The sequence below is a fragment of the Silanimonas sp. genome, from assembly GCF_027531545.1.
Classification (GTDB): domain Bacteria; phylum Pseudomonadota; class Gammaproteobacteria; order Xanthomonadales; family Xanthomonadaceae; genus Silanimonas.
The window spans coordinates 18,560-35,409 of sequence record NZ_JAPZSC010000007.1 but is presented as its reverse complement, the minus strand read 5'-3'; the positions used below and the strand labels follow the sequence as shown (position 1 = coordinate 35,409).

The following is a 16,850-nucleotide window of genomic DNA, read 5'->3' as shown; positions in this document are numbered from 1 at the left end:
GTAAGCTTCCCGCCGGAAGGAGTTCGCCCGATGCCCCAGTCCAGGCCCCTGACATTGCTGTTTGCCGACGTCAGTGGCAGCACCAAGCTGTTCGAGCAGCGCGGTGACGTGGTCGCCCGCCAGCTCATCGCGCAGATCCTCGAGGGCCTGTCGGTGGTGTGCCGCAAGTACGACGGGCGCGTCATCAAGACCATCGGCGACGAGATCATGTGCGCCCTTCCGACGGCGATGGACGGCGTCGACGCCGCCGTGGCCATGCAGCGCCATGTGGCGACAGACCCGACCTGCATTGCCAACCACCTCGCGATCCGCATCGGCCTCCACTTCGGCGAATGCCTTGTGGAGGACGATGGCGATGTCTACGGCGATGCCGTCAACACCGCCGCGCGGATGGCCAAGCTGGCGGGTCGTGAACAGATCGTCACCACGGCCTCCACCGTGGCGGGCCTCAGGCACACGCCTTTCCGCTCGCTGGGCACGGCCCAGGTGTCGGGCAAGCTGCAGGCCATCGATATCGTCGACATCATCTGGCAGGAGAATCCCGCCGGCATGACGATGGTGCAGAGCGCGCTCGGCATCGGGACACCCGGCCTCGACAGCCGCCTGATCCTCGAGTTCAAGGGACGGACGATCGAACTGACGCCAACCTCGCCGCCGCTCACCCTCGGCCGCGATCCGGGCAGCAGCATCGTCGTCGAGTCCGATTGCGTCAGCCGTAGCCATGCCGTGATCGAGTTCCAGCGTGGCCAGTACATCCTGACCGACCGCTCCACCAACGGCAGCTTCTTCCGCATCGAGGGCGACGACGAGCAGCGCGTGCACCGCGACGAGGCCAAGCTCCGTCGCTCGGGCGTGATCAGTCTCGGCAAGGGCTCGGCGCAGAATGCCGATGCCCTGATCTACTTCCGCTGCCCCTGACTGGGCAGCGTGACGGAGCCCGCCTCAGTTGGCGGGCGCGGAGGCTTCCACAGGCGCTTCCGCCGCGGCCGGGGCGGCTGCGGGTGCCGCCGGTTCGGCAGGCGCCACGTAGCCGAACGAATTCACCAGCAAGCGCTCGAGTCCGTCGTAGGCGATCTGGTCGACCGCCACGAGGCGCTCGGTGCGCAGTTCGGTCATCACCGCGTAGGCCTCCGGATCCTCGTGCAGCTTGAGCAGCGCGTCGGCTACTTTCTGGCGGACGTCCTGCGGCAGTTCCGGCGAGGCGCTGAAGACGCGGCCGGGCACTTCGCGGCTGCGCCAGATCTCGGTGAGTGCCGGGTTCTCGCTCGCCATGTAGGCCGGCAGCAGGGTGCCCTCCACGTCCCCGGAGAAGACGAGGTCGGGGCCGTCCGACCACTTGCTGCTGACCGAGCGAACTTCGGGCTGCGCCAGCGGGTTGCGGAAGGCGTCGAACACGAGCACGTAGGCCAGGTTCGGCGCGCCGAGGCTGGCGACGGTGCGGCCGACGATGCCCTCGAGGCCTTCGGCGGCGATCTCGGGGTCGGCCACGGCGATCACGAACGCCGAGTTCTCCTGCGTGCGCGCCACGCCGATGGCGCCACTGCGCTTGCGGCGGTAGTCGAAGAAGTGCCCTTCTTCGAAGACGAACTGGTGCTTGGCACCCGAGCGGAGGTCGCGCCAGTGCTCGTTGAAGTTGGCCGCCGATCGCACCGTGAAGCGATGGCCAGTGGTCCGGTTGAGATAGCCCACCAGCGGCCCGTACACCTCGCGGATCTGGTCCGCGGGGTAGTTGGGTTCGACCGTCAGGGTGTAGTTCGCCCCTTGGGCGGCCGCCGACATACCGGCCATCAGGCCGGCCACGAGAACGGCGCCCCAGGCGCCGCGGAACACATTCGACATCGCTCACTGCCTCCGGAATACGGTGCCCCGCGCCGCCCCCCGGCAGCGCAGACCGCTCGCGGCCAGTTTAGAGCTTTTCCTCAGGCAGGGCGCGCGAGGCCCGTCAACAGCGGTGAAGCCAGCGCCGGGCCATGGACGCCCCCCACCGGGCCCGCGGCGGGCAGGGCGGCAACGGCGAGGGCGCCGCGCCCATCTGCCGTGGCCTCGACCACCTCGCCGATCGAGCGCCCCTCCGCGTCGGACACGGCCTGCCCGGTGGCGAGGCCCACCCCGTCCAGCCACCAGGCTTGGCGCTTGGATTGGCCGAGGAAATGCGTTCGGGCGACGATCTCCTGGCCCGGGTAGCACCCCTTGCGGGTGCTGAAGGCCTTGAGCCGGTCGAGGGAAAGCATGTGCGGGGTCCAGCCATGCTCGCGTCCCGCCGGCCAGCGCGGCAGGCCGTGACGGAGATCGGCTTCCCGCCAGCGGCGGGTGGCTTCGGCGTCGATCGCGTGGTCGCCCCGTGCGGCGATCCGCAGGCGCCGCGCCCCGTGTTCGGTGCTGAGGTCGAGGATCAGGCCACCATCGGCCGCCTGGATGCAGCGATCGCGCGCCTCCAGCGGGCTGGGCGCCTCCGTGGTTTCGGCGAAGGCGCCGAGGTCGTCGCGGACGATGAGGCGAACCTTGCTCCGGAACACGAAGCGCTGCAGTCCATCGCGCAGGGCAGGGGCCGATTCGTCGAGCACCACGAGCAGCAGTTCGCCCGGGGCCGGCCTCGCCAAGGCGAACAGGGCGAGCACGCGGCCCTTTGCATTGAGCCAGCCGTTCCAATGCCAATGGCCGACGGCCAGCGCCTGCACGTCGTTCATGGTTTGCGACTGCGCGAAGGCCTCGGCGTCCGGGCCCTGCATCGACAACAGGGTGAGATCGCCGATCAGGGCGTTTTCAGTGGATTTCACGGTGCCGTGCTTGAACGTCGGGGAACGGGTGCTTAACATCCACGGATGCTTCCGCAGACGCACATTCTAGGCGACCTCGATCCAGCCGAGCGTCGGCCTGAATCGACGCACGCCGAGGCGGACGCATCCAGCCCCATGCCCTCGGCTGCCACTGGAGCCGGCACGCCGGCCGAGGTCGGCGGTCGCGACGGCCCGGAACCCACCCGCTTCGGCGACTGGGAAAAGAACGGCCGCTGCATCGACTTCTGACCGCAGGACGCGGTCCCCCATCCGACACCCGAACGAGCGGAGCCCATGGCCACGCAGCAACGACCCCTGTCACCGCATCTGCAGATCTACGCGAAGCAGATCACTTCCACGATGTCGATCCTGCATCGCATGACCGGCATCGTGAATGCCCTCGGCGTGCTCGTGCTGGCGTGGTGGCTGGTGGCCCTCGCCTCGGGCGGTGAGGCCTACGCGCAGTTCATCGCCGTCGCCGGCTCGCTCCCGGGCCAGGTCGCCCTGTTCGGTTTCGCCGCCACCCTCGTCTACCACCTGCTCAACGGCGTCCGCCACCTCGTGTGGGACATGGGCCTCGGCTTCGAGATTCCGCAGGTCTACCGCTCCGGCTACACCGTGATCGCGCTCGCGGTCGTCTTCACCGGCCTGCTCTGGTACGCCGGCCTGAGCGTCGGAGGTGCCGCATGAGCCGTCTTCGCCATCCCTGGGCCGTGGCCCGTGGCCTCGGCAGCGCGAAGGAAGGCGTGGCCCACTGGTGGGCGCAGCGCGTCAGCGCCGCGGCGCTGCTCTTCCTCGTGCCGTGGTTCGTGATCACCGCGGTGTCGCTCATCGGCCTCGACCACGCGAATGCCCGCGCATTCCTCGCCGAGCCGATGAACGCCACCCTGATGCTGGCCTTCGTGCTCGCCGTCACCTGGCACGCTCGCCTCGGCCTGCAGGTCGTGATCGAGGACTACATCCACACCCCGTGGCTGGAAGTCGCGCTGCAGCTCGTCGTGAAGTTCGCCTACGCGCTCGCCGCCCTCGCTTCCGTCGTGGCCATCGGCCGCATCGCCTTCACCGCCTGAGTCCCCCATGACGACTGCCTACAAGATCACCGAACACCAGTACGACATGATCGTCGTCGGTGCGGGCGGCGCCGGTCTCCGCGCCACCTTCGGCCTCGCCGCCAAGGGCCTGCAGACGGCCTGCATCTCCAAGGTCTTCCCGACCCGCTCGCACACCGTGGCGGCTCAGGGCGGCATCTCCGCCGCGCTCGCCAACATGGGCGAGGACGACTGGCGCTACCACTTCTTCGACACCGTGAAGGGCTCGGATTGGCTGGGCGACCAGGACGCCATCGAGTACATGTGCCGCGAGGCCATCCCGGCCATCATCGAGCTCGAGCACTACGGCGTGCCGTTCTCGCGCACCGAGGAAGGCAAGATCTACCAGCGCCCCTTCGGCGGCATGACCACCCGCTACGGCGAGGGCCCTCCGGCCCAGCGCACCTGCGCCGCCGCCGACCGCACCGGCCACGCCATCCTGCACACGCTTTACCAGCAGTCGCTGGCGCATGACGCGCGTTTCTTCATCGAGTACTTCGCCCTCGACCTGATCATGGACGAAGAGGGCGTGTGCCGAGGCGTGATCGCCCTCGACATGGCCGAAGGCACGATCCACGTGTTCCGCGCCCACGGCGTGGTGCTGGCCACCGGTGGCTACGGCCGCGCCTACTTCTCGGCGACGTCGGCGCACACCTGCACCGGCGACGGCGGCGGCATGGCGCTGCGCGCCGGCCTGCCGCTGCAGGACATGGAGTTCGTGCAGTTCCACCCGACCGGTATCTACGGGGCCGGCTGCCTGATCACCGAAGGCGTGCGCGGCGAAGGCGGCATCCTGCGCAACGCGCAGGGCGAGCGCTTCATGGAGCGCTACGCGCCGAGCGTGAAGGACCTCGCGCCGCGCGACATGGTCAGCCGTTCGATGACCATCGAGATCCGCGAAGGCCGCGGCGTAGGCGCCAACGGCGACCACATCCACCTCGACCTGACCCACCTCGATCCGAAGGTCATCCACGAGCGCCTGCCGGGCATCGCGGAGACGGCGAAGATCTTCGCCGGCGTCGACGTCGAGAAGCAGCCGATCCCGGTGCTGCCGACCGTCCACTACAACATGGGCGGCCTGCAGACCAACTACCACGGCGAAGTCGTCACCAAGACGGACGGCAACCCGGATTCGGTCGTGCCGGGCCTGTACTCGATCGGCGAAGCGGCCTGCGTGTCGGTGCACGGCGCCAACCGCCTCGGCTCGAACTCGCTGCTCGACCTCGTGGTGTTCGGTCGCGCCGTGGCCAACCGCTGCGCCGAGACGATCAAGCCGGGCCAGCCGCACAAGCGCCTCGCTTCCGATGCGCTCGACAAGTCGCTCGCCAACCTCGACAAGCTGCGCTTCGCCAAGGGCGGCACGCCGACGGCCGACATCCGCCTGAACATGCAGCGCATCATGCAGAACGACGCCGCGGTGTTCCGCACCGGCGAAACGCTGCAGCAGGGCGTCAGCAAGATCAACGCCGCGTTCAAGAGCTTCGAGGACGTCAAAGTCACCGACCGTTCGCTGGTGTGGAACTCCGACCTCATCGAGACGCTGGAGCTGCAGAACCTGCTCTCGCAGGCGGTGGTCACCATGGTCTCGGCGGAGAACCGCAAGGAATCGCGCGGCGCCCATGCCCGCGAGGACTTCCCGGACCGCAACGACGCCGACTGGATGAAGCACACGCTGTGCTGGATCGACGAGAAGGGCGACACGCGCATCGACTACCGTCCGGTGCACCTGTACACCCAGACCGACGCCGTGCAGACCATCCCGCCCAAGGCGCGCAAGTACTGACATGGGCGCCGAGCGCGAAGGCGGCTTGCTGGCCTGGCAGTTCCGCGATTACGCGGAACGCCACCAGGACAAGCTCAACCTCTGGTTGCACCTCTACGCGGTGCCGGCTTTCATCGCCGGCACGCTCGCGGCGGGGCTCAACCTGCTCGCGCTCAGCCTCGTTGGCGTCGTCGCGTCGCTTTCTTTCGTGGTGCTCGCCTTCCTCATCCAGGGCATCGGCCACAAGCGCGAGGCGTCGGCGCCGGTTCCTTTCGATGGCCCCGGTGATTTCCTGAAGCGCGTCTTCGCCGAGCAGTTCGTCACCTTTCCCCGTTTCGTCCTTTCCGGCGGCTGGATGCGCAACGTCACGCGCCCCGCCGGGCACCACTGACCCGAGGTCACACGATGGCTGAGTTCACCCTTCCCCAGAACTCCAAGATCGGCAAGGGCAAGCATTTCCCCGCGCCGGCCGGGGCGAAGAACGTCCGCAGTTTCAAGGTGTACCGCTGGAATCCGGATGACGGAAAGAACCCCAGCGTCGACACCTACGACGTCGACCTCGACAGCTGCGGCCCGATGGTTCTGGACGCGCTGATCAAGATCAAGAACGAGATCGATCCGACGCTGACCTTCCGCCGTTCCTGCCGCGAGGGCATCTGCGGCTCGTGCGCGATGAACATCGACGGCACGAACACGCTGGCCTGCACCAAGGCCATCGACGAGTGCGGCAAGAAGGACGTGCCGATCTACCCGTTGCCGCACATGCCGGTGATCAAGGACCTGGTGCCGGACCTGACGCACTTCTACGCGCAGTACGCCTCGATCCGCCCGTGGATGCGCACGCAGAGCGCCGCCCCGGCCAGCGGCGAGCGCCTGCAGTCGCCGGAAGACCGCAAGAAGCTCGACGGCCTCTACGAGTGCATCCTGTGCGCCTGCTGCAGCACGAGCTGCCCGAGCTACTGGTGGAACGGCGACCGCTACCTCGGCCCGGCCATCCTGCTCCAGGCCTACCGCTGGATCATCGATTCGCGTGACGAAGACACCGGTGCGCGACTCGACGACCTCGAGGACCCGTTCAAGCTCTACCGCTGCCACACGATCATGAACTGCGCGCGGACCTGCCCGAAGGGCCTGAACCCCGCGAAGGCGATCGCCGAGATCAAGAAGCTGATGCTCGTGCGCCGGGGCGCCTGATGCTCGCCGCCTCGTCGCTCGCGTGGCCGATGCTGGCGATGGTCGCGCTGGTGTTCGCCGTGGCCGTGCGCTTGTTCCTCACCCGGATCCCGGAGATGAAGCGCCGGAGCATCCATCCGCAGGCCGTGGCTTCGGCGAAGCAGATGGCCGAGGCGATGGAGGACACCCGGGCGGCGGATCACTTCCGGAATCTCTTCGAGACCCCGGTGCTGTTCTACGCCGGCTGCCTCGCGGCGATGCAGACGGGCGTGGCGACCACCGGCGTGCTGCTGATGGCCTGGGCTTTCGTCGGCGCGCGCCTGCTGATGGCCTTCGAGGCCTGCGGCCGGAACAAGGTGATGCGCCGCTTCCAGGCCTTCATCGCCGGCTGCACGGCCCTGCTGTTCCTCTGGCTCCAGCTCGCCCTGCACTGGGCCGGCGTGCTCTGACCGCCGGATCGGAGCAGGGGCTCGCATCGTGACCGACGTCGATCCCGTCGAACTCAAGCGGCTGAAGTGGCGCTGCCGCCGCGGCATGCGTGAACTCGACCAGCTGATGGAACGATTCCTCGATCGTTCGTTCGCGACGTCTTCCGAAGCCGACCGAGCGCTTTTCCTCAAGCTTCTGGATACCGAAGACGACATCCTGTGGCGATGGTGCATGGGCCGCGAGCGCCCGGAGGACCCCGCCCTTGCTGGATTCGTCGACCGACTGCTCACCCTCCCGCCTTGAGTGGCGACCGTCGCGTTGCCACGCGGCGATGATCGTGGTGCTTTGGCCCTTCGTCGCCGCGTCCCTGCTGGCGACGCGCTGGGCCGTGGACGTGCCGACGTCGCTGGCGTGGCTGCTCGTCGTCGTTGCGATGGGCCTCGGGCTGTGGCGCGCCAAGGCTGTCCGAAGCGAGCCCTGCGGCGTGCTCGAACTGCTGCCGGAACGGCGGGCGCGTTGGTCGCTGGCGGTGGGCGCGCCGGTGGAAGGTCCGGCCGCCGCGCATGAACAGTGGCCGGTGACCACGGTCCGATTCCCCACCTGTGGCACCACGGTGGTCTTCTGGCCGGATACCCTGTGCGCGCCCGGACGCCGCCTGCTGCGACGTTGGGCCCGCTCGGCGACGCCGGTGTCGCCGCTCCCGCAGTTCTGGATGGGCTAGGAATGTTCCAACCGCTTCCGCTGGCCATCGGCCTGCGCTACCTGCGCGCTCGCCGTCGCGACCGCCGCATCAGTTTCACGTCCGCCGCGTCGATCCTCGGCATCGTCGTCGGCGTGGTCGCCCTGATCACGGTCATCGCCGTGATGAGCGGCTTCCAGCGCGAGATCCGCGACCGCCTGCTTGGCTCGGTGGCGCATGTGACCGTGGCGGGCTACGGCGGCCCGCTCGAAGACTGGTCCACGGTGGTCGAGGTGGCGCGCGAGGATGCTCGCGTGGTCGGCGCCGCGCCGTATGTGCAGCGCGAGGGCCTGCTCAGCGGCGCACGTACGAGCGCGGGACTCGTTATGGGGATCCGCCCGGGCGAAGAGCGTGGCGTCTCGGAACTGGCCACGCGCATGCGCAGCGGTTCCATCGATGATCTGGTCGATGGCGGTTTCGGCATCCTGCTCGGCGACCAGCTCGCCATCGCGCTGGGCGTTCGCGTCGGCGACCGCATCAACGTCACCCTCAACGAATTCACCAGCACGCCGATCGGCGCGATCCCGCGTTCGAAGCGTTTCACCGTCGTCGGCACCTTCTCGATGGGCGAGCACACCGCCGACAGCAGCTTCGCCTTCATCGCGCTTGGGGATGCGCAGCGCATGCTGCGAATGGGCGAGGGCGTCAGCGGCGTCCGCATCAAGGTGGCCGACCTGTGGAGCGCCGGCACCGTGGCCGACGATCTTGCAACGCGCATTCCGGTGCCGGTGATCGCCAGCGACTGGATGCGCGACAACCGCAACTTCTTCAGCGCGCTGGCGCTCGAACGCACGGTGATGTTCCTGCTGCTGTCGCTGGTGGTGACCATCGCCTCGTTCAATCTCGTCTCCTCGCTGGTGATGCTGGTGCAGGAGAAACAGGCCGACATCGCCATCCTGCGCACGCTGGGCCTCACGCCGCGCCAGGTGATGGGCGTGTTCATCGTGCAGGGCAGCGTCATTGGCTTCGTCGGCACCACGCTGGGCGTGATCGGCGGCGTGCTGCTGGGCGTCAACCTCGGTGCGGTGGTGCGCTGGGTCGAGGGCCTGCTCGGCGTGACCCTGATGCCCCCGGACGTCTACTACATCACCGGCGTGCCAACCGCCGTCTACCCCGGTGATGTCGCCGCCGTGGCCGGCATGACCCTGCTGCTCAGCTTCCTCGCCACGCTGTACCCGGCCTGGCGCGCCTCGCGCACCGATCCGGCGACGGCCCTCCGCTATGAGTGACGCGATGACGACCGTGCTGGAGGCCCGGCGCCTCACCAAGACCTACCGCGAAGGCTCGCTCGAAACGCCAGTCTTCCACGACCTCGACCTCGACGTGAAGCGCGGCGAGACCGTTGCGATCATCGGTGCTTCCGGCGCGGGCAAGAGCACCCTGCTGCACCTGCTCGGCGGCCTCGACACGCCGACCTCGGGTGAGGTGAGCGTCGACGGGCAGTCGATGGCGGCGCTGGACGACGCGGCACGCGGAAAGCTGCGCAATCGCGCGCTGGGTTTCATCTACCAGTTCCACCACCTGCTGCCGGAATTCACCGCACTCGAGAACGTGATGCTGCCCCTGCTGGTGCGCGGCGCCGCGCCGCACGAGGCGGAAGCCCCGGCCCGTGCGCTGCTCGAGGCGGTTGGCATCGGGCATCGCCTTACGCACAAGCCCGGCGAGCTTTCCGGTGGCGAGCGGCAGCGCTGCGCGGTGGCGCGCGCGCTGGTGACGAAGCCGGCCTGCGTGCTCGGCGACGAGCCCACGGGCAACCTCGATGAACACTCGGCGCGCGTGGTGTTCGATCTGCTGCTCTCGCTGAACCGCGCACAGGGCACGGCGCTGGTGATGGTCACCCACGACCGCCGCCTCGCACAGCGTTTGGACCGCGTGCTCGAACTGAAGGGCGGGCGTCTGCAGCCCTGGGTGCCGGACTGACATGACGCCCGGGCAAGGACGCCCTTCGACCCTCGATGCCGGATGGATCGCCGCGCTCTGCGCGGGCGTGCTTGCGCAGCTTCAGGCGCCGGCGCTGTTGCCGCACGGCCTGGCCGTCGGTGTCGTCGCGTTCGCCATCGCGGCCTGGGCACTGGCGCGCCACCTCGCCGTGCGCGCGTCGGCATCAGGCGGCGAGGCCGTCAGCGTGGCGATGGCGTGGCTTGCCGCCTTCGCCCTCGGCGCCGGGCTCTGTGCGATGCACGGCGAGGCCGCCTTGGATCGTCGTCCGCCAGCCGTCCTCGACGGCACGACGGTCCGCATCGACGTCCGCGTCGTCGGCTTGAGCGAGTTCCGCCAGAACGGCGCGCGCTTCAGGGCCGACATCGAACGCGTCGTCGGTGCGTCCGAAGCGGTGGCCGATGCGCTGGCCAGGCGGCGGATCGCGCTCGACTGGTATGGCGGCGGGCGCAGCTTGCGACCCGGCGAGGTGTGGCGGTTCGCGGTGCGACTGCGCCCGTGGTCGCGTCCGATGAATCCCGGCGATCCCGATGAAGCGCGTCGCGCGCTGGTGGCCGGCATCGATGCGCAGGGCGTGGTGCTGGCCAGCGATCGACCGCTGCGACTGGGGGCTCCCGGTGGACTGCACGCCCTGCGCGGCAGCATTTCCGATCGCATCATCGAGGCGCTGGGTGGCGAACGTGCACGGTTCGTTGCCGCGTTGGCCGTGGGCGACACGCGCGGCTTGTCGGACGACGACTGGGAGCAGCTTCGACAGTTCGGTCTCACCCATCTGATCGCGATCTCCGGTTTCCATGTCGGCATGGTCGCGGGGCTGGGTGTCGTGCTGGTGCGCCTGTTCTGGTGGTGGTGGCCGACCCTCGCGCACCGGATGCGGCGTCGACCGGCCGCCGCCGCCGCGGCCTTGGTGGTGGCGACCGGGTATGCAGCCCTCGCAGGCTTCAGCCTGCCGACGGTGCGCACCGTGCTGATGATCGCCGTGGTCGCCTTCGTCATCGGCCGCCGTCGCCGAAGCCCGACCGCCCAGCCCTTGCTGCTTGCGATGGCGCTCCTCGTCATGAGCGATCCCTTCTCGCTGCTGACGCCGGGCTTCTGGCTGTCCTGCGGTGGCGTGGCCTGGCTGCTGTGGTGCCTGCCGGGCTCGGCCGATCCATGGAGCCCGCGCACCTTCCTGAAGGCGCAGTGGGTCGCGACGCTGGGCTTGCTGCCGCTCGGTGCGGCGTTCTTCCTGCAGGTGCCGGTGGCCGGGCCGCTCGCGAACCTGGTCGCGATCCCGTGGATTAGCCTGGTCGTGGTGCCCTTGAGCCTGCTCGGCACGCTGCTGATGCCGGTGTCGGACACGCTCTCGAAGGTAGCGTGGCAGGTGGGCGCGTGGGCGATGGACGCGTTCTGGTGGGTGATGGGACAGGTGCCTGAGGCGTGGTCGTCCAGCCGCTGGCTGCCGGAGGTCTCCGGGTGGTCGCTGGCCCTCGCCGTCCTTGGCGTGGCGATCGTCCTGCTGCCGCGTGGGCTCCGCTGGCGCTACGCCGGTGCGTTGCTGGTCCTACCGATGCTGTTCCCGCCGCTGACCTTGCCCCCGCGCGACGAGTTCTCGGTGACCGCGTTTGCGCTTCCGCGAGGCGATGCGCTCCTCTTGCGCACGGCCACGCGCACCGTGCTCGTCGATGCCGGGCCCGAGCCCGTGGACCTGGCGCGCCGACTGCGGGCCGCCGGCGTCGAGTCCATCGACCTGCGCATCGAAACCCGTCGGAATGCCGGTCGTCTGGGCGGCGCCGCGGCAGTCGACCGGGCCTTCCTGCCCCGGCATCGCTGGCGCGCGCCAAGCACGACAGCTTCGACCCCGGGCACCCGCTGCGAGGCCGGCCGGCGCTGGTCGGCGGACGGCGTCGTGATCGAGGCGCTGTCACCGACGCCGGAAGCGGCGGGCACGTCGGCGGACGAGGCCTGCGTGCTCCGCGTGTCCAGTGCGTCCGGCCGTGTTGCGTGGCTCACCAGTGATGCCGGCCGATGGGTGGCCCACCGGCTGGCGTCGCCCTCGGCCGGGGCGTGGGTGATGGGCGCGCCGGCGACCCTCGGGCACTGGCGCGCTGCGCTTGGCGCGTCCGGGGGCATCGCGACCCGCGCGCCGGGTCCGTCGCTCGCCCGTCGATGGCCGGACGACCTCCATCGCGTCGACCGCGAGGGCGCGCTGTCGTGGCACTCGTCCGCGCCCGATGCGCCGACACGCGCGCGAAACGGCCCGACCCGCTGGTGGCACCCCGGTTCACCCTGACGCGTGGCGACCCGCCGCCGCGCCGGGCGGGGCAGGGCGGCATCGCGAGCGGCTATGCTGTCCGCTCCCCTCATGAGGTTTCGCCATGCTTGAACTGGTCATCGCCGGCGGATGGGTCATGGTGCCGATCCTGCTGCTCGCGGTGGGTGCCATCGGTATCTCGATCGAACGCGCTTGGACGCTCCGCCGTCGCGAGGTCCTGCCGCCCGGGCTCGGAGATGAAGTGCGCCAGTGGGCGCGCGGCCGCCAGCTCGACCCGAAGCACATCGACGTACTGCGGACCAATTCGCCGCTGGGGACGCTGCTCGCCGCGGCGCTCGATGTCCGCCACCGCTCCCGCGACCTGATCAAGGAGCGCGTCGAAGACACCGGCCGCCATGTGCTGCACGACCTCGAGCGATTCCTGCCGACGCTGGGCACGATCGCCGCGGTGGCGCCGCTGCTCGGCCTCCTCGGCACCGTGTTCGGCATGATTTCGATGTTCATGGGCATCCTTGAGGCCGGCGTCGGCGATGCCAACCGTTTGGCCGGTGGCATCGGACAGGCCCTGATCTCGACGGCGGCCGGCCTGCTGGTCGCCATCCCGGCGCTCGTTGCGCACCGCTGGTTCCGGGCCCGCGTCGCGGGTTTCGTCATCGAGATGGAGAAGGAAGCCATTGCCCTCCTCGATGCCATCGACGACCACGCGGTCAGCGGCAAGGCGAAGGGGAAGGGAGCCGCGGCGTGAGGCTGCAGCGTGCCAACGAAGGCGACGAACCCGAGATCAACCTGATCTCGCTGATCGACGTCATCTTCTGCATCATCATTTTCCTCGTCGTCACCACCACCTTCGACGTCCGCACGTCGCTGCGCCTCGAACTGCCGACGGCCGCCGGCCCCACGATGGAAGCCTCGGACGACCCGTTGACGGTGGTCGTCGATGCCGAAGGGCGGCTCTACCTCGGCACGGTGGAGCTGCCGAAGGAGGATCGCGCGGCGCTGATCGCGGCACTGTCGCGCGTCGAGGGAGATCACGCGTCGACCCGCGTGGTGCTCCGCGCCGACGCCCGGGCTCCGCACCAGGCCGTCGTGACGGCGATGGATGCGCTCGGCCAGGCCGGTTTCGCCCGCCTCTCCATCGCCACGATGCCGGAGGATGGCGAGTGAGGGAGCCGGAAGCGCCGGAGGCCTCCGGCTGGATCACCTACAAGCGGCTGCTGCGCTGGACCCTGCCTTATCGCCTTCTGCTCGGCCTCGCCTTCGTGGGCATGATCATCGAGGCTGCGGCGGCCGGCGCCTTCACCTCGCTGATGCAGCCGATGATCGACGAGACGCTGGTCTCGCAGAACGACGCCGCGCGCTGGGAGTTGCCGCTGGTCATCGTTGGCATCTTCGTTCTCCGCGGCATCGCCACCTTCATCACCGACTACGGCATGGCCCGCGCGGGCCGCAGCGTCGTCCGCGACCTGCGCGTGGCGGTGCTCGACAAGATGCTGCGGCTGCCGAGCGCGCGCTTCGACCGCGAGCCCGTGGCTTCGCTGGTGTCGCGCCTGAACTTCGACACCGAACAGGTCGCGCAGGCCAGCACCGAGGCGCTGAAGGTGCTGATCACCGACACGCTCACCGTGATCGCCCTGGTGGGCGTGATGCTCTGGCACAGCCCGACCGTGACCGCGGCCATCGCTGTCATCGTGCCGCTGATCGCCGTGATCGCCGCTTACGTGAGCGGGCGCTACCGGCGGCTCAACCGGCGGATCCAGGAAGGCGTCGGTGAACTTGCCACGGGCGCGGAGGAAATCCTCGCCGGCCAACAGGATACCAAGGTCTACGGCCGGCAGCCGGCCGAGGTGGCGCGCTACCGCGTGCTGGCCAACGCCAACCTGCTGCTGAACATGAAGGTCGAGTCGACCCGCGCCGGCGCCTCGTCGGTGATCCAGCTGCTGGGCGCCATCGCGCTGGCCGTGCTGCTCGGCGTGGCGAGCATGGAGGCTTCGAAGGGCCGCCTCTCGGCCGGTGCCTTCGTGGCGATCATGACCTCGATGATGGTGCTGATCCCCTCGCTGAAGCGCCTCGCGAACGTGCAGGCGCTCGTGCAGCGCGGCATCGCCGCGGCGGTGCGCCTGTTCGGCCTGCTCGACGAGCTGGAGGAAGGCGACCACGGCACCCATGCGCCCGAACGCGCCCGCGGCGTCGTCCTGTTCGAGGGTGTTGGCCTGCGCTATCCCGGGGCGGAACTGGCCGCGCTGGAGGGCGTGTCGCTGCGCGCCGAGCCGGGCACCGTGACGGCCATCGTCGGCCGCTCGGGCAGTGGCAAGACCACGCTGGCCCGACTGCTGCCGCGCTTCTACGAACCCAGTGAGGGGCGCATCACCCTCGATGGCGTTCCCTTGGGCGACTGGTCGCTGCCGGCCCTGCGCCGGCAGATCGCGCTGGTGGGGCAGAAGGTCATGCTGTTCGACGACAGCGTGGCCGCGAACATCGCCTATGGCGCCGCGGGCGAAGTGTCCCCCGAGGCGGTCCGAGCGGCGGCCGATGCCGCGAATGCCAGCGAATTCATCGATCGACTGCCCGAGGGCATGGCCACCCGCATCGGCGAGAACGGCAACCGGCTGTCCGGCGGCCAGCGCCAACGCATCGCCATCGCCCGGGCCGTGCTCAAGGACGCGCCGATCCTGGTGCTGGACGAGGCCACCGCGGCGCTCGACAACGAGTCCGAGCGCCTCGTGCAGACGGCGCTGGAGCGCTTGATCCCGAACCACACCACGTTCGTGATCGCGCACCGGCTTTCCACGATCGAGCGTGCCGACCAGGTGCTGGTCATGGAGTCGGGCCGCATCGTCGAGGCCGGCACCCACGCCGAGCTGCTCGCGCGCGGCGGCCTCTACGCGCAGCTGCACCGCGCCCAGTTCCGCGATGCCTGAAGCCCGGCCCACGCTGCGGGCGGTGCTCGAAGAGGGCCTGCTGGCGCGCTGGTACGGCGATGCGCCGCCCGGCATCGCGCTGCGCATGGTCGGTGCGCTGTACGGCACGCTGATGCGCTGGCGTCGCTGGGCCTACCGCGTCGGACTGCGCCGCCAGCATCGCCTCGAGACGCCGGTGGTCGTGGTCGGTAATCGCACGGTCGGCGGCGCGGGCAAGACGCCGCTGGTCATCGCCCTGGTCGGCGCCTTGCGCGAGCGCGGCTGGCGCCCCGGCGTGCTCAGTCGCGGCTACGGCCGGCGCAGCACGGGCCTGCAGTGGGTCGATGGCGGCAGTGATGCCGACACGGTGGGCGATGAGCCGCTGCTGGTCCATCTCGCCACCGGCGCGCCGGTGGCCGTCGATGCCGACCGGATCACCGCTGCCAACGCGCTCATCGCGGCAGGCTGCGATGTGCTCATCGCCGATGACGGCCTGCAGCACCTGCGCCTCGGTCGCGTTCTTGAGATCGAGGTGCAGGACGTGCGCGGCCTCGGCAATGCGCGGGTGATGCCGGCGGGGCCGCTGCGCGAGCCGCTGCCGGCCCGTCCGGCGGATTTCCGCGTCGTTCACGGGCGGGAGGCCTGCGGCACGGACGTGCCGATGCGCCTCGAGCTCGGCGACGCCCGTCGCGTCGGTGGAGGCGCGGCGCCGTCGAGCCGCCCGCTGTCCGGCTTCGTCGGCCGTCCTGTGCATGCGGTCGCCGGCATCGGCCATCCAGCGCGGTTCTTTCGCGCATTGCGCGACGCGGGGCTCGCCGTGCTCGAGCACGCCTTCCCGGACCATCACGCGTTCACCGACGCCGACTTCGCGGCGATGCGCGACGCGCCCGTGCTGATGACCGGCAAGGACGCGGTGAAGTGCCGCCAACTCGATCTGCCCGACGCCTGGGAGGTGCCGGTCATGGCCGTGCTTCCCACCTCGTTCATCGACGCCCTCGACCACCGTCTTCGCGAATCGCCCCGCCATGTCGAACCCTGAATTCATCGTCGCCGTCCCGGCGCGTTTTTCCGCTTCGCGCCTGCCCGGCAAGCCGCTGCGCCTCCTGGGGGGCGAGCCCATCGTCCGCCACGTCGTGCGCCGCGCGCTGGCGTCGGGTGCTGCCGAGGTGGTGCTGGCCACAGACGATGCCCGCATCGCCGAGGCGGTCGCCGGCCTCGCCGTCCGCGTGTGCATGACCCGCAGCGACCACCCCTCGGGCACCGATCGGCTCGCCGAGTGCGCCGAGCAGTGCGGCTGGCCCGATGACGCGCTGGTGGTGAACCTGCAGGGTGACGAGCCCTTCGCGCCGGTCGCGGCGCTGCAGTGCGTGGCGGCGACGCTGGCGGCCAGCGCCGCGCCGATGGCCACTTTGGCCAGCCCGATCACCGACACGGCGACGCTGTTCGATCCGAATGCGGTGAAGGTGGTCACCGACGCCTCGGGCCATGCGCTGTACTTCAGTCGCGCCCCCATCCCCTGGCACCGCGACCGGTACGCGACCGACCGCGTGACCGCGCCCGCCGCCCCCTGCCTACGCCACATCGGCTTGTACGCCTATCGCGCCGGCTTCCTCCGGGTGTTCCAGTCGCTGCCGCCGGGCCGCCTGGAGCAGCTCGAGGCCCTCGAACAGTTGCGCGTGCTCGAGGCGGGGCACCGCATCGCCGTGGCCTTGAGTCCCGCGGCCTTCCCGCCGGGCATCGACACCGAGGATGATCTTTTGCGTGCCGAAGCCGCGCTGCGGGACGCATAATCG

20 protein-coding genes are annotated in these 16,850 nt (G+C 69.8%); 18 read left to right on the top strand and 2 right to left on the bottom strand.

The annotated features are described in order from the left end of the window. Positions 1-30 precede the first annotated feature (30 nt). Positions 31-918, top strand: coding sequence for an adenylate/guanylate cyclase domain-containing protein (locus O9280_RS07280; RefSeq protein ID WP_298340685.1), 888 nt, complete (start codon positions 31-33; stop codon positions 916-918). Positions 919-942: 24 nt separating this feature from the next. Here O9280_RS07280 and O9280_RS07275 read toward each other — a convergent pair whose 3' ends face one another. Both O9280_RS07275 and O9280_RS07270 read right to left on the bottom strand, forming a co-directional pair. Continuing rightward, positions 943-1,839, bottom strand: coding sequence for a PhnD/SsuA/transferrin family substrate-binding protein (locus O9280_RS07275; protein WP_298340683.1), 897 nt, complete (start codon positions 1,837-1,839; stop codon positions 943-945). Positions 1,840-1,919: 80 nt separating this feature from the next. Continuing rightward, positions 1,920-2,816, bottom strand: a complete 897-nt coding sequence (locus O9280_RS07270) for a folate-binding protein (RefSeq protein ID WP_298340681.1) — start codon at positions 2,814-2,816, stop codon at positions 1,920-1,922. A gap of 96 nt (positions 2,817-2,912) precedes the next feature. On the opposite strand from O9280_RS07270, the gene O9280_RS07265 reads away from it, so the two are divergent. The 17 genes from O9280_RS07265 to kdsB all read left to right on the top strand — a co-directional run bounded on the left by O9280_RS07265 (position 2,913) and on the right by kdsB (position 16,847). Next, the gene (locus O9280_RS07265) at positions 2,913-3,026 is read left to right on the top strand and encodes a DUF1674 domain-containing protein (RefSeq protein WP_297866399.1); all 114 of its coding nucleotides are present in this window, start codon (positions 2,913-2,915) and stop codon (positions 3,024-3,026) included. Positions 3,027-3,071: 45 nt separating this feature from the next. After that, the gene (gene sdhC / locus O9280_RS07260) at positions 3,072-3,467 is read left to right on the top strand and encodes a succinate dehydrogenase, cytochrome b556 subunit (RefSeq protein ID WP_298340679.1); all 396 of its coding nucleotides are present in this window, start codon (positions 3,072-3,074) and stop codon (positions 3,465-3,467) included. Further along, positions 3,464-3,847, top strand: a complete 384-nt coding sequence (gene sdhD, locus O9280_RS07255) for a succinate dehydrogenase, hydrophobic membrane anchor protein (protein ID WP_298340676.1) — start codon at positions 3,464-3,466, stop codon at positions 3,845-3,847. Before sdhC ends, sdhD begins: the two co-directional genes overlap by 4 nt. A gap of 7 nt (positions 3,848-3,854) precedes the next feature. Then, on the top strand, positions 3,855-5,648 hold the full coding sequence (gene sdhA / locus O9280_RS07250) for a succinate dehydrogenase flavoprotein subunit (RefSeq protein ID WP_298340674.1): 1,794 nt from the start codon (positions 3,855-3,857) through the stop codon (positions 5,646-5,648). Position 5,649: 1 nt separating this feature from the next. Then, positions 5,650-6,018 (top strand): Mpo1-like protein, encoded by a 369-nt coding sequence (locus O9280_RS07245; protein ID WP_298340672.1) that lies wholly within the window; start codon positions 5,650-5,652, stop codon positions 6,016-6,018. A 14-nt stretch (positions 6,019-6,032) separates the two neighbouring features. Further along, on the top strand, positions 6,033-6,821 hold the full coding sequence (locus tag O9280_RS07240) for a succinate dehydrogenase iron-sulfur subunit (RefSeq protein WP_298340670.1): 789 nt from the start codon (positions 6,033-6,035) through the stop codon (positions 6,819-6,821). Continuing rightward, positions 6,821-7,249, top strand: a complete 429-nt coding sequence (locus tag O9280_RS07235) for an MAPEG family protein (RefSeq protein ID WP_298340668.1) — start codon at positions 6,821-6,823, stop codon at positions 7,247-7,249. Before O9280_RS07240 ends, O9280_RS07235 begins: the two co-directional genes overlap by 1 nt. Positions 7,250-7,277: 28 nt before the next feature. Continuing rightward, positions 7,278-7,532, top strand: coding sequence for a succinate dehydrogenase assembly factor 2 (locus O9280_RS07230; RefSeq protein WP_297866392.1), 255 nt, complete (start codon positions 7,278-7,280; stop codon positions 7,530-7,532). 28 nt (positions 7,533-7,560) lie between these two features. Further along, positions 7,561-7,950, top strand: a complete 390-nt coding sequence (locus O9280_RS07225) for a hypothetical protein (protein WP_298340666.1) — start codon at positions 7,561-7,563, stop codon at positions 7,948-7,950. Positions 7,951-7,952: 2 nt separating this feature from the next. Beyond that, positions 7,953-9,197 (top strand): lipoprotein-releasing ABC transporter permease subunit, encoded by a 1,245-nt coding sequence (locus O9280_RS07220; protein ID WP_298340664.1) that lies wholly within the window; start codon positions 7,953-7,955, stop codon positions 9,195-9,197. Then, on the top strand, positions 9,190-9,888 hold the full coding sequence (gene lolD / locus O9280_RS07215; protein WP_298340662.1) for a lipoprotein-releasing ABC transporter ATP-binding protein LolD: 699 nt from the start codon (positions 9,190-9,192) through the stop codon (positions 9,886-9,888). Before O9280_RS07220 ends, lolD begins: the two co-directional genes overlap by 8 nt. A gap of 1 nt (position 9,889) precedes the next feature. Beyond that, the gene (locus O9280_RS07210; protein WP_298340661.1) at positions 9,890-12,178 is read left to right on the top strand and encodes a ComEC/Rec2 family competence protein; all 2,289 of its coding nucleotides are present in this window, start codon (positions 9,890-9,892) and stop codon (positions 12,176-12,178) included. Between the two features lie 85 nt (positions 12,179-12,263). After that, positions 12,264-12,905: a MotA/TolQ/ExbB proton channel family protein gene (locus tag O9280_RS07205; RefSeq protein WP_297866387.1), complete on the top strand. Its 642-nt coding sequence runs from the start codon at positions 12,264-12,266 to the stop codon at positions 12,903-12,905. Then, on the top strand, positions 12,902-13,324 hold the full coding sequence (locus O9280_RS07200) for a biopolymer transporter ExbD (protein WP_297866386.1): 423 nt from the start codon (positions 12,902-12,904) through the stop codon (positions 13,322-13,324). The genes O9280_RS07205 and O9280_RS07200 overlap by 4 nt, the downstream gene beginning before the upstream one ends. Beyond that, on the top strand, positions 13,321-15,078 hold the full coding sequence (gene msbA, locus O9280_RS07195; protein ID WP_298340659.1) for a lipid A export permease/ATP-binding protein MsbA: 1,758 nt from the start codon (positions 13,321-13,323) through the stop codon (positions 15,076-15,078). The genes O9280_RS07200 and msbA overlap by 4 nt, the downstream gene beginning before the upstream one ends. After that, a complete protein-coding gene (gene lpxK / locus O9280_RS07190; protein ID WP_298340657.1) occupies positions 15,071-16,096 on the top strand; it encodes a tetraacyldisaccharide 4'-kinase in 1,026 nt (341 codons plus the stop codon). Before msbA ends, lpxK begins: the two co-directional genes overlap by 8 nt. Continuing rightward, on the top strand, positions 16,083-16,847 hold the full coding sequence (gene kdsB, locus O9280_RS07185; protein ID WP_298340655.1) for a 3-deoxy-manno-octulosonate cytidylyltransferase: 765 nt from the start codon (positions 16,083-16,085) through the stop codon (positions 16,845-16,847). Before lpxK ends, kdsB begins: the two co-directional genes overlap by 14 nt. Positions 16,848-16,850 lie beyond the last annotated feature (3 nt).

Excerpts from the sequence above, each read along its gene's own strand:
- O9280_RS07280 (WP_298340685.1), top strand. The coding sequence starts at position 31 with ATGCCCCAGTCCAGGCCCCTGACATTGCTGTTTGCCGACGTCAGTGGC.
- O9280_RS07275 (WP_298340683.1), bottom strand. The coding sequence starts at position 1,839 with ATGTCGAATGTGTTCCGCGGCGCCTGGGGCGCCGTTCTCGTGGCCGGC.
- O9280_RS07270 (WP_298340681.1), bottom strand. The coding sequence starts at position 2,816 with ATGTTAAGCACCCGTTCCCCGACGTTCAAGCACGGCACCGTGAAATCC.
- O9280_RS07265 (WP_297866399.1), top strand. The coding sequence starts at position 2,913 with ATGCCCTCGGCTGCCACTGGAGCCGGCACGCCGGCCGAGGTCGGCGGT.
- sdhC (WP_298340679.1), top strand. The coding sequence starts at position 3,072 with ATGGCCACGCAGCAACGACCCCTGTCACCGCATCTGCAGATCTACGCG.
- sdhD (WP_298340676.1), top strand. The coding sequence starts at position 3,464 with ATGAGCCGTCTTCGCCATCCCTGGGCCGTGGCCCGTGGCCTCGGCAGC.
- sdhA (WP_298340674.1), top strand. The coding sequence starts at position 3,855 with ATGACGACTGCCTACAAGATCACCGAACACCAGTACGACATGATCGTC.
- O9280_RS07245 (WP_298340672.1), top strand. The coding sequence starts at position 5,650 with ATGGGCGCCGAGCGCGAAGGCGGCTTGCTGGCCTGGCAGTTCCGCGAT.
- O9280_RS07240 (WP_298340670.1), top strand. The coding sequence starts at position 6,033 with ATGGCTGAGTTCACCCTTCCCCAGAACTCCAAGATCGGCAAGGGCAAG.
- O9280_RS07235 (WP_298340668.1), top strand. The coding sequence starts at position 6,821 with ATGCTCGCCGCCTCGTCGCTCGCGTGGCCGATGCTGGCGATGGTCGCG.
- O9280_RS07225 (WP_298340666.1), top strand. The coding sequence starts at position 7,561 with ATGATCGTGGTGCTTTGGCCCTTCGTCGCCGCGTCCCTGCTGGCGACG.
- O9280_RS07220 (WP_298340664.1), top strand. The coding sequence starts at position 7,953 with ATGTTCCAACCGCTTCCGCTGGCCATCGGCCTGCGCTACCTGCGCGCT.
- lolD (WP_298340662.1), top strand. The coding sequence starts at position 9,190 with ATGAGTGACGCGATGACGACCGTGCTGGAGGCCCGGCGCCTCACCAAG.
- O9280_RS07210 (WP_298340661.1), top strand. The coding sequence starts at position 9,890 with ATGACGCCCGGGCAAGGACGCCCTTCGACCCTCGATGCCGGATGGATC.
- O9280_RS07205 (WP_297866387.1), top strand. The coding sequence starts at position 12,264 with ATGCTTGAACTGGTCATCGCCGGCGGATGGGTCATGGTGCCGATCCTG.
- lpxK (WP_298340657.1), top strand. The coding sequence starts at position 15,071 with ATGCCTGAAGCCCGGCCCACGCTGCGGGCGGTGCTCGAAGAGGGCCTG.
- kdsB (WP_298340655.1), top strand. The coding sequence starts at position 16,083 with ATGTCGAACCCTGAATTCATCGTCGCCGTCCCGGCGCGTTTTTCCGCT.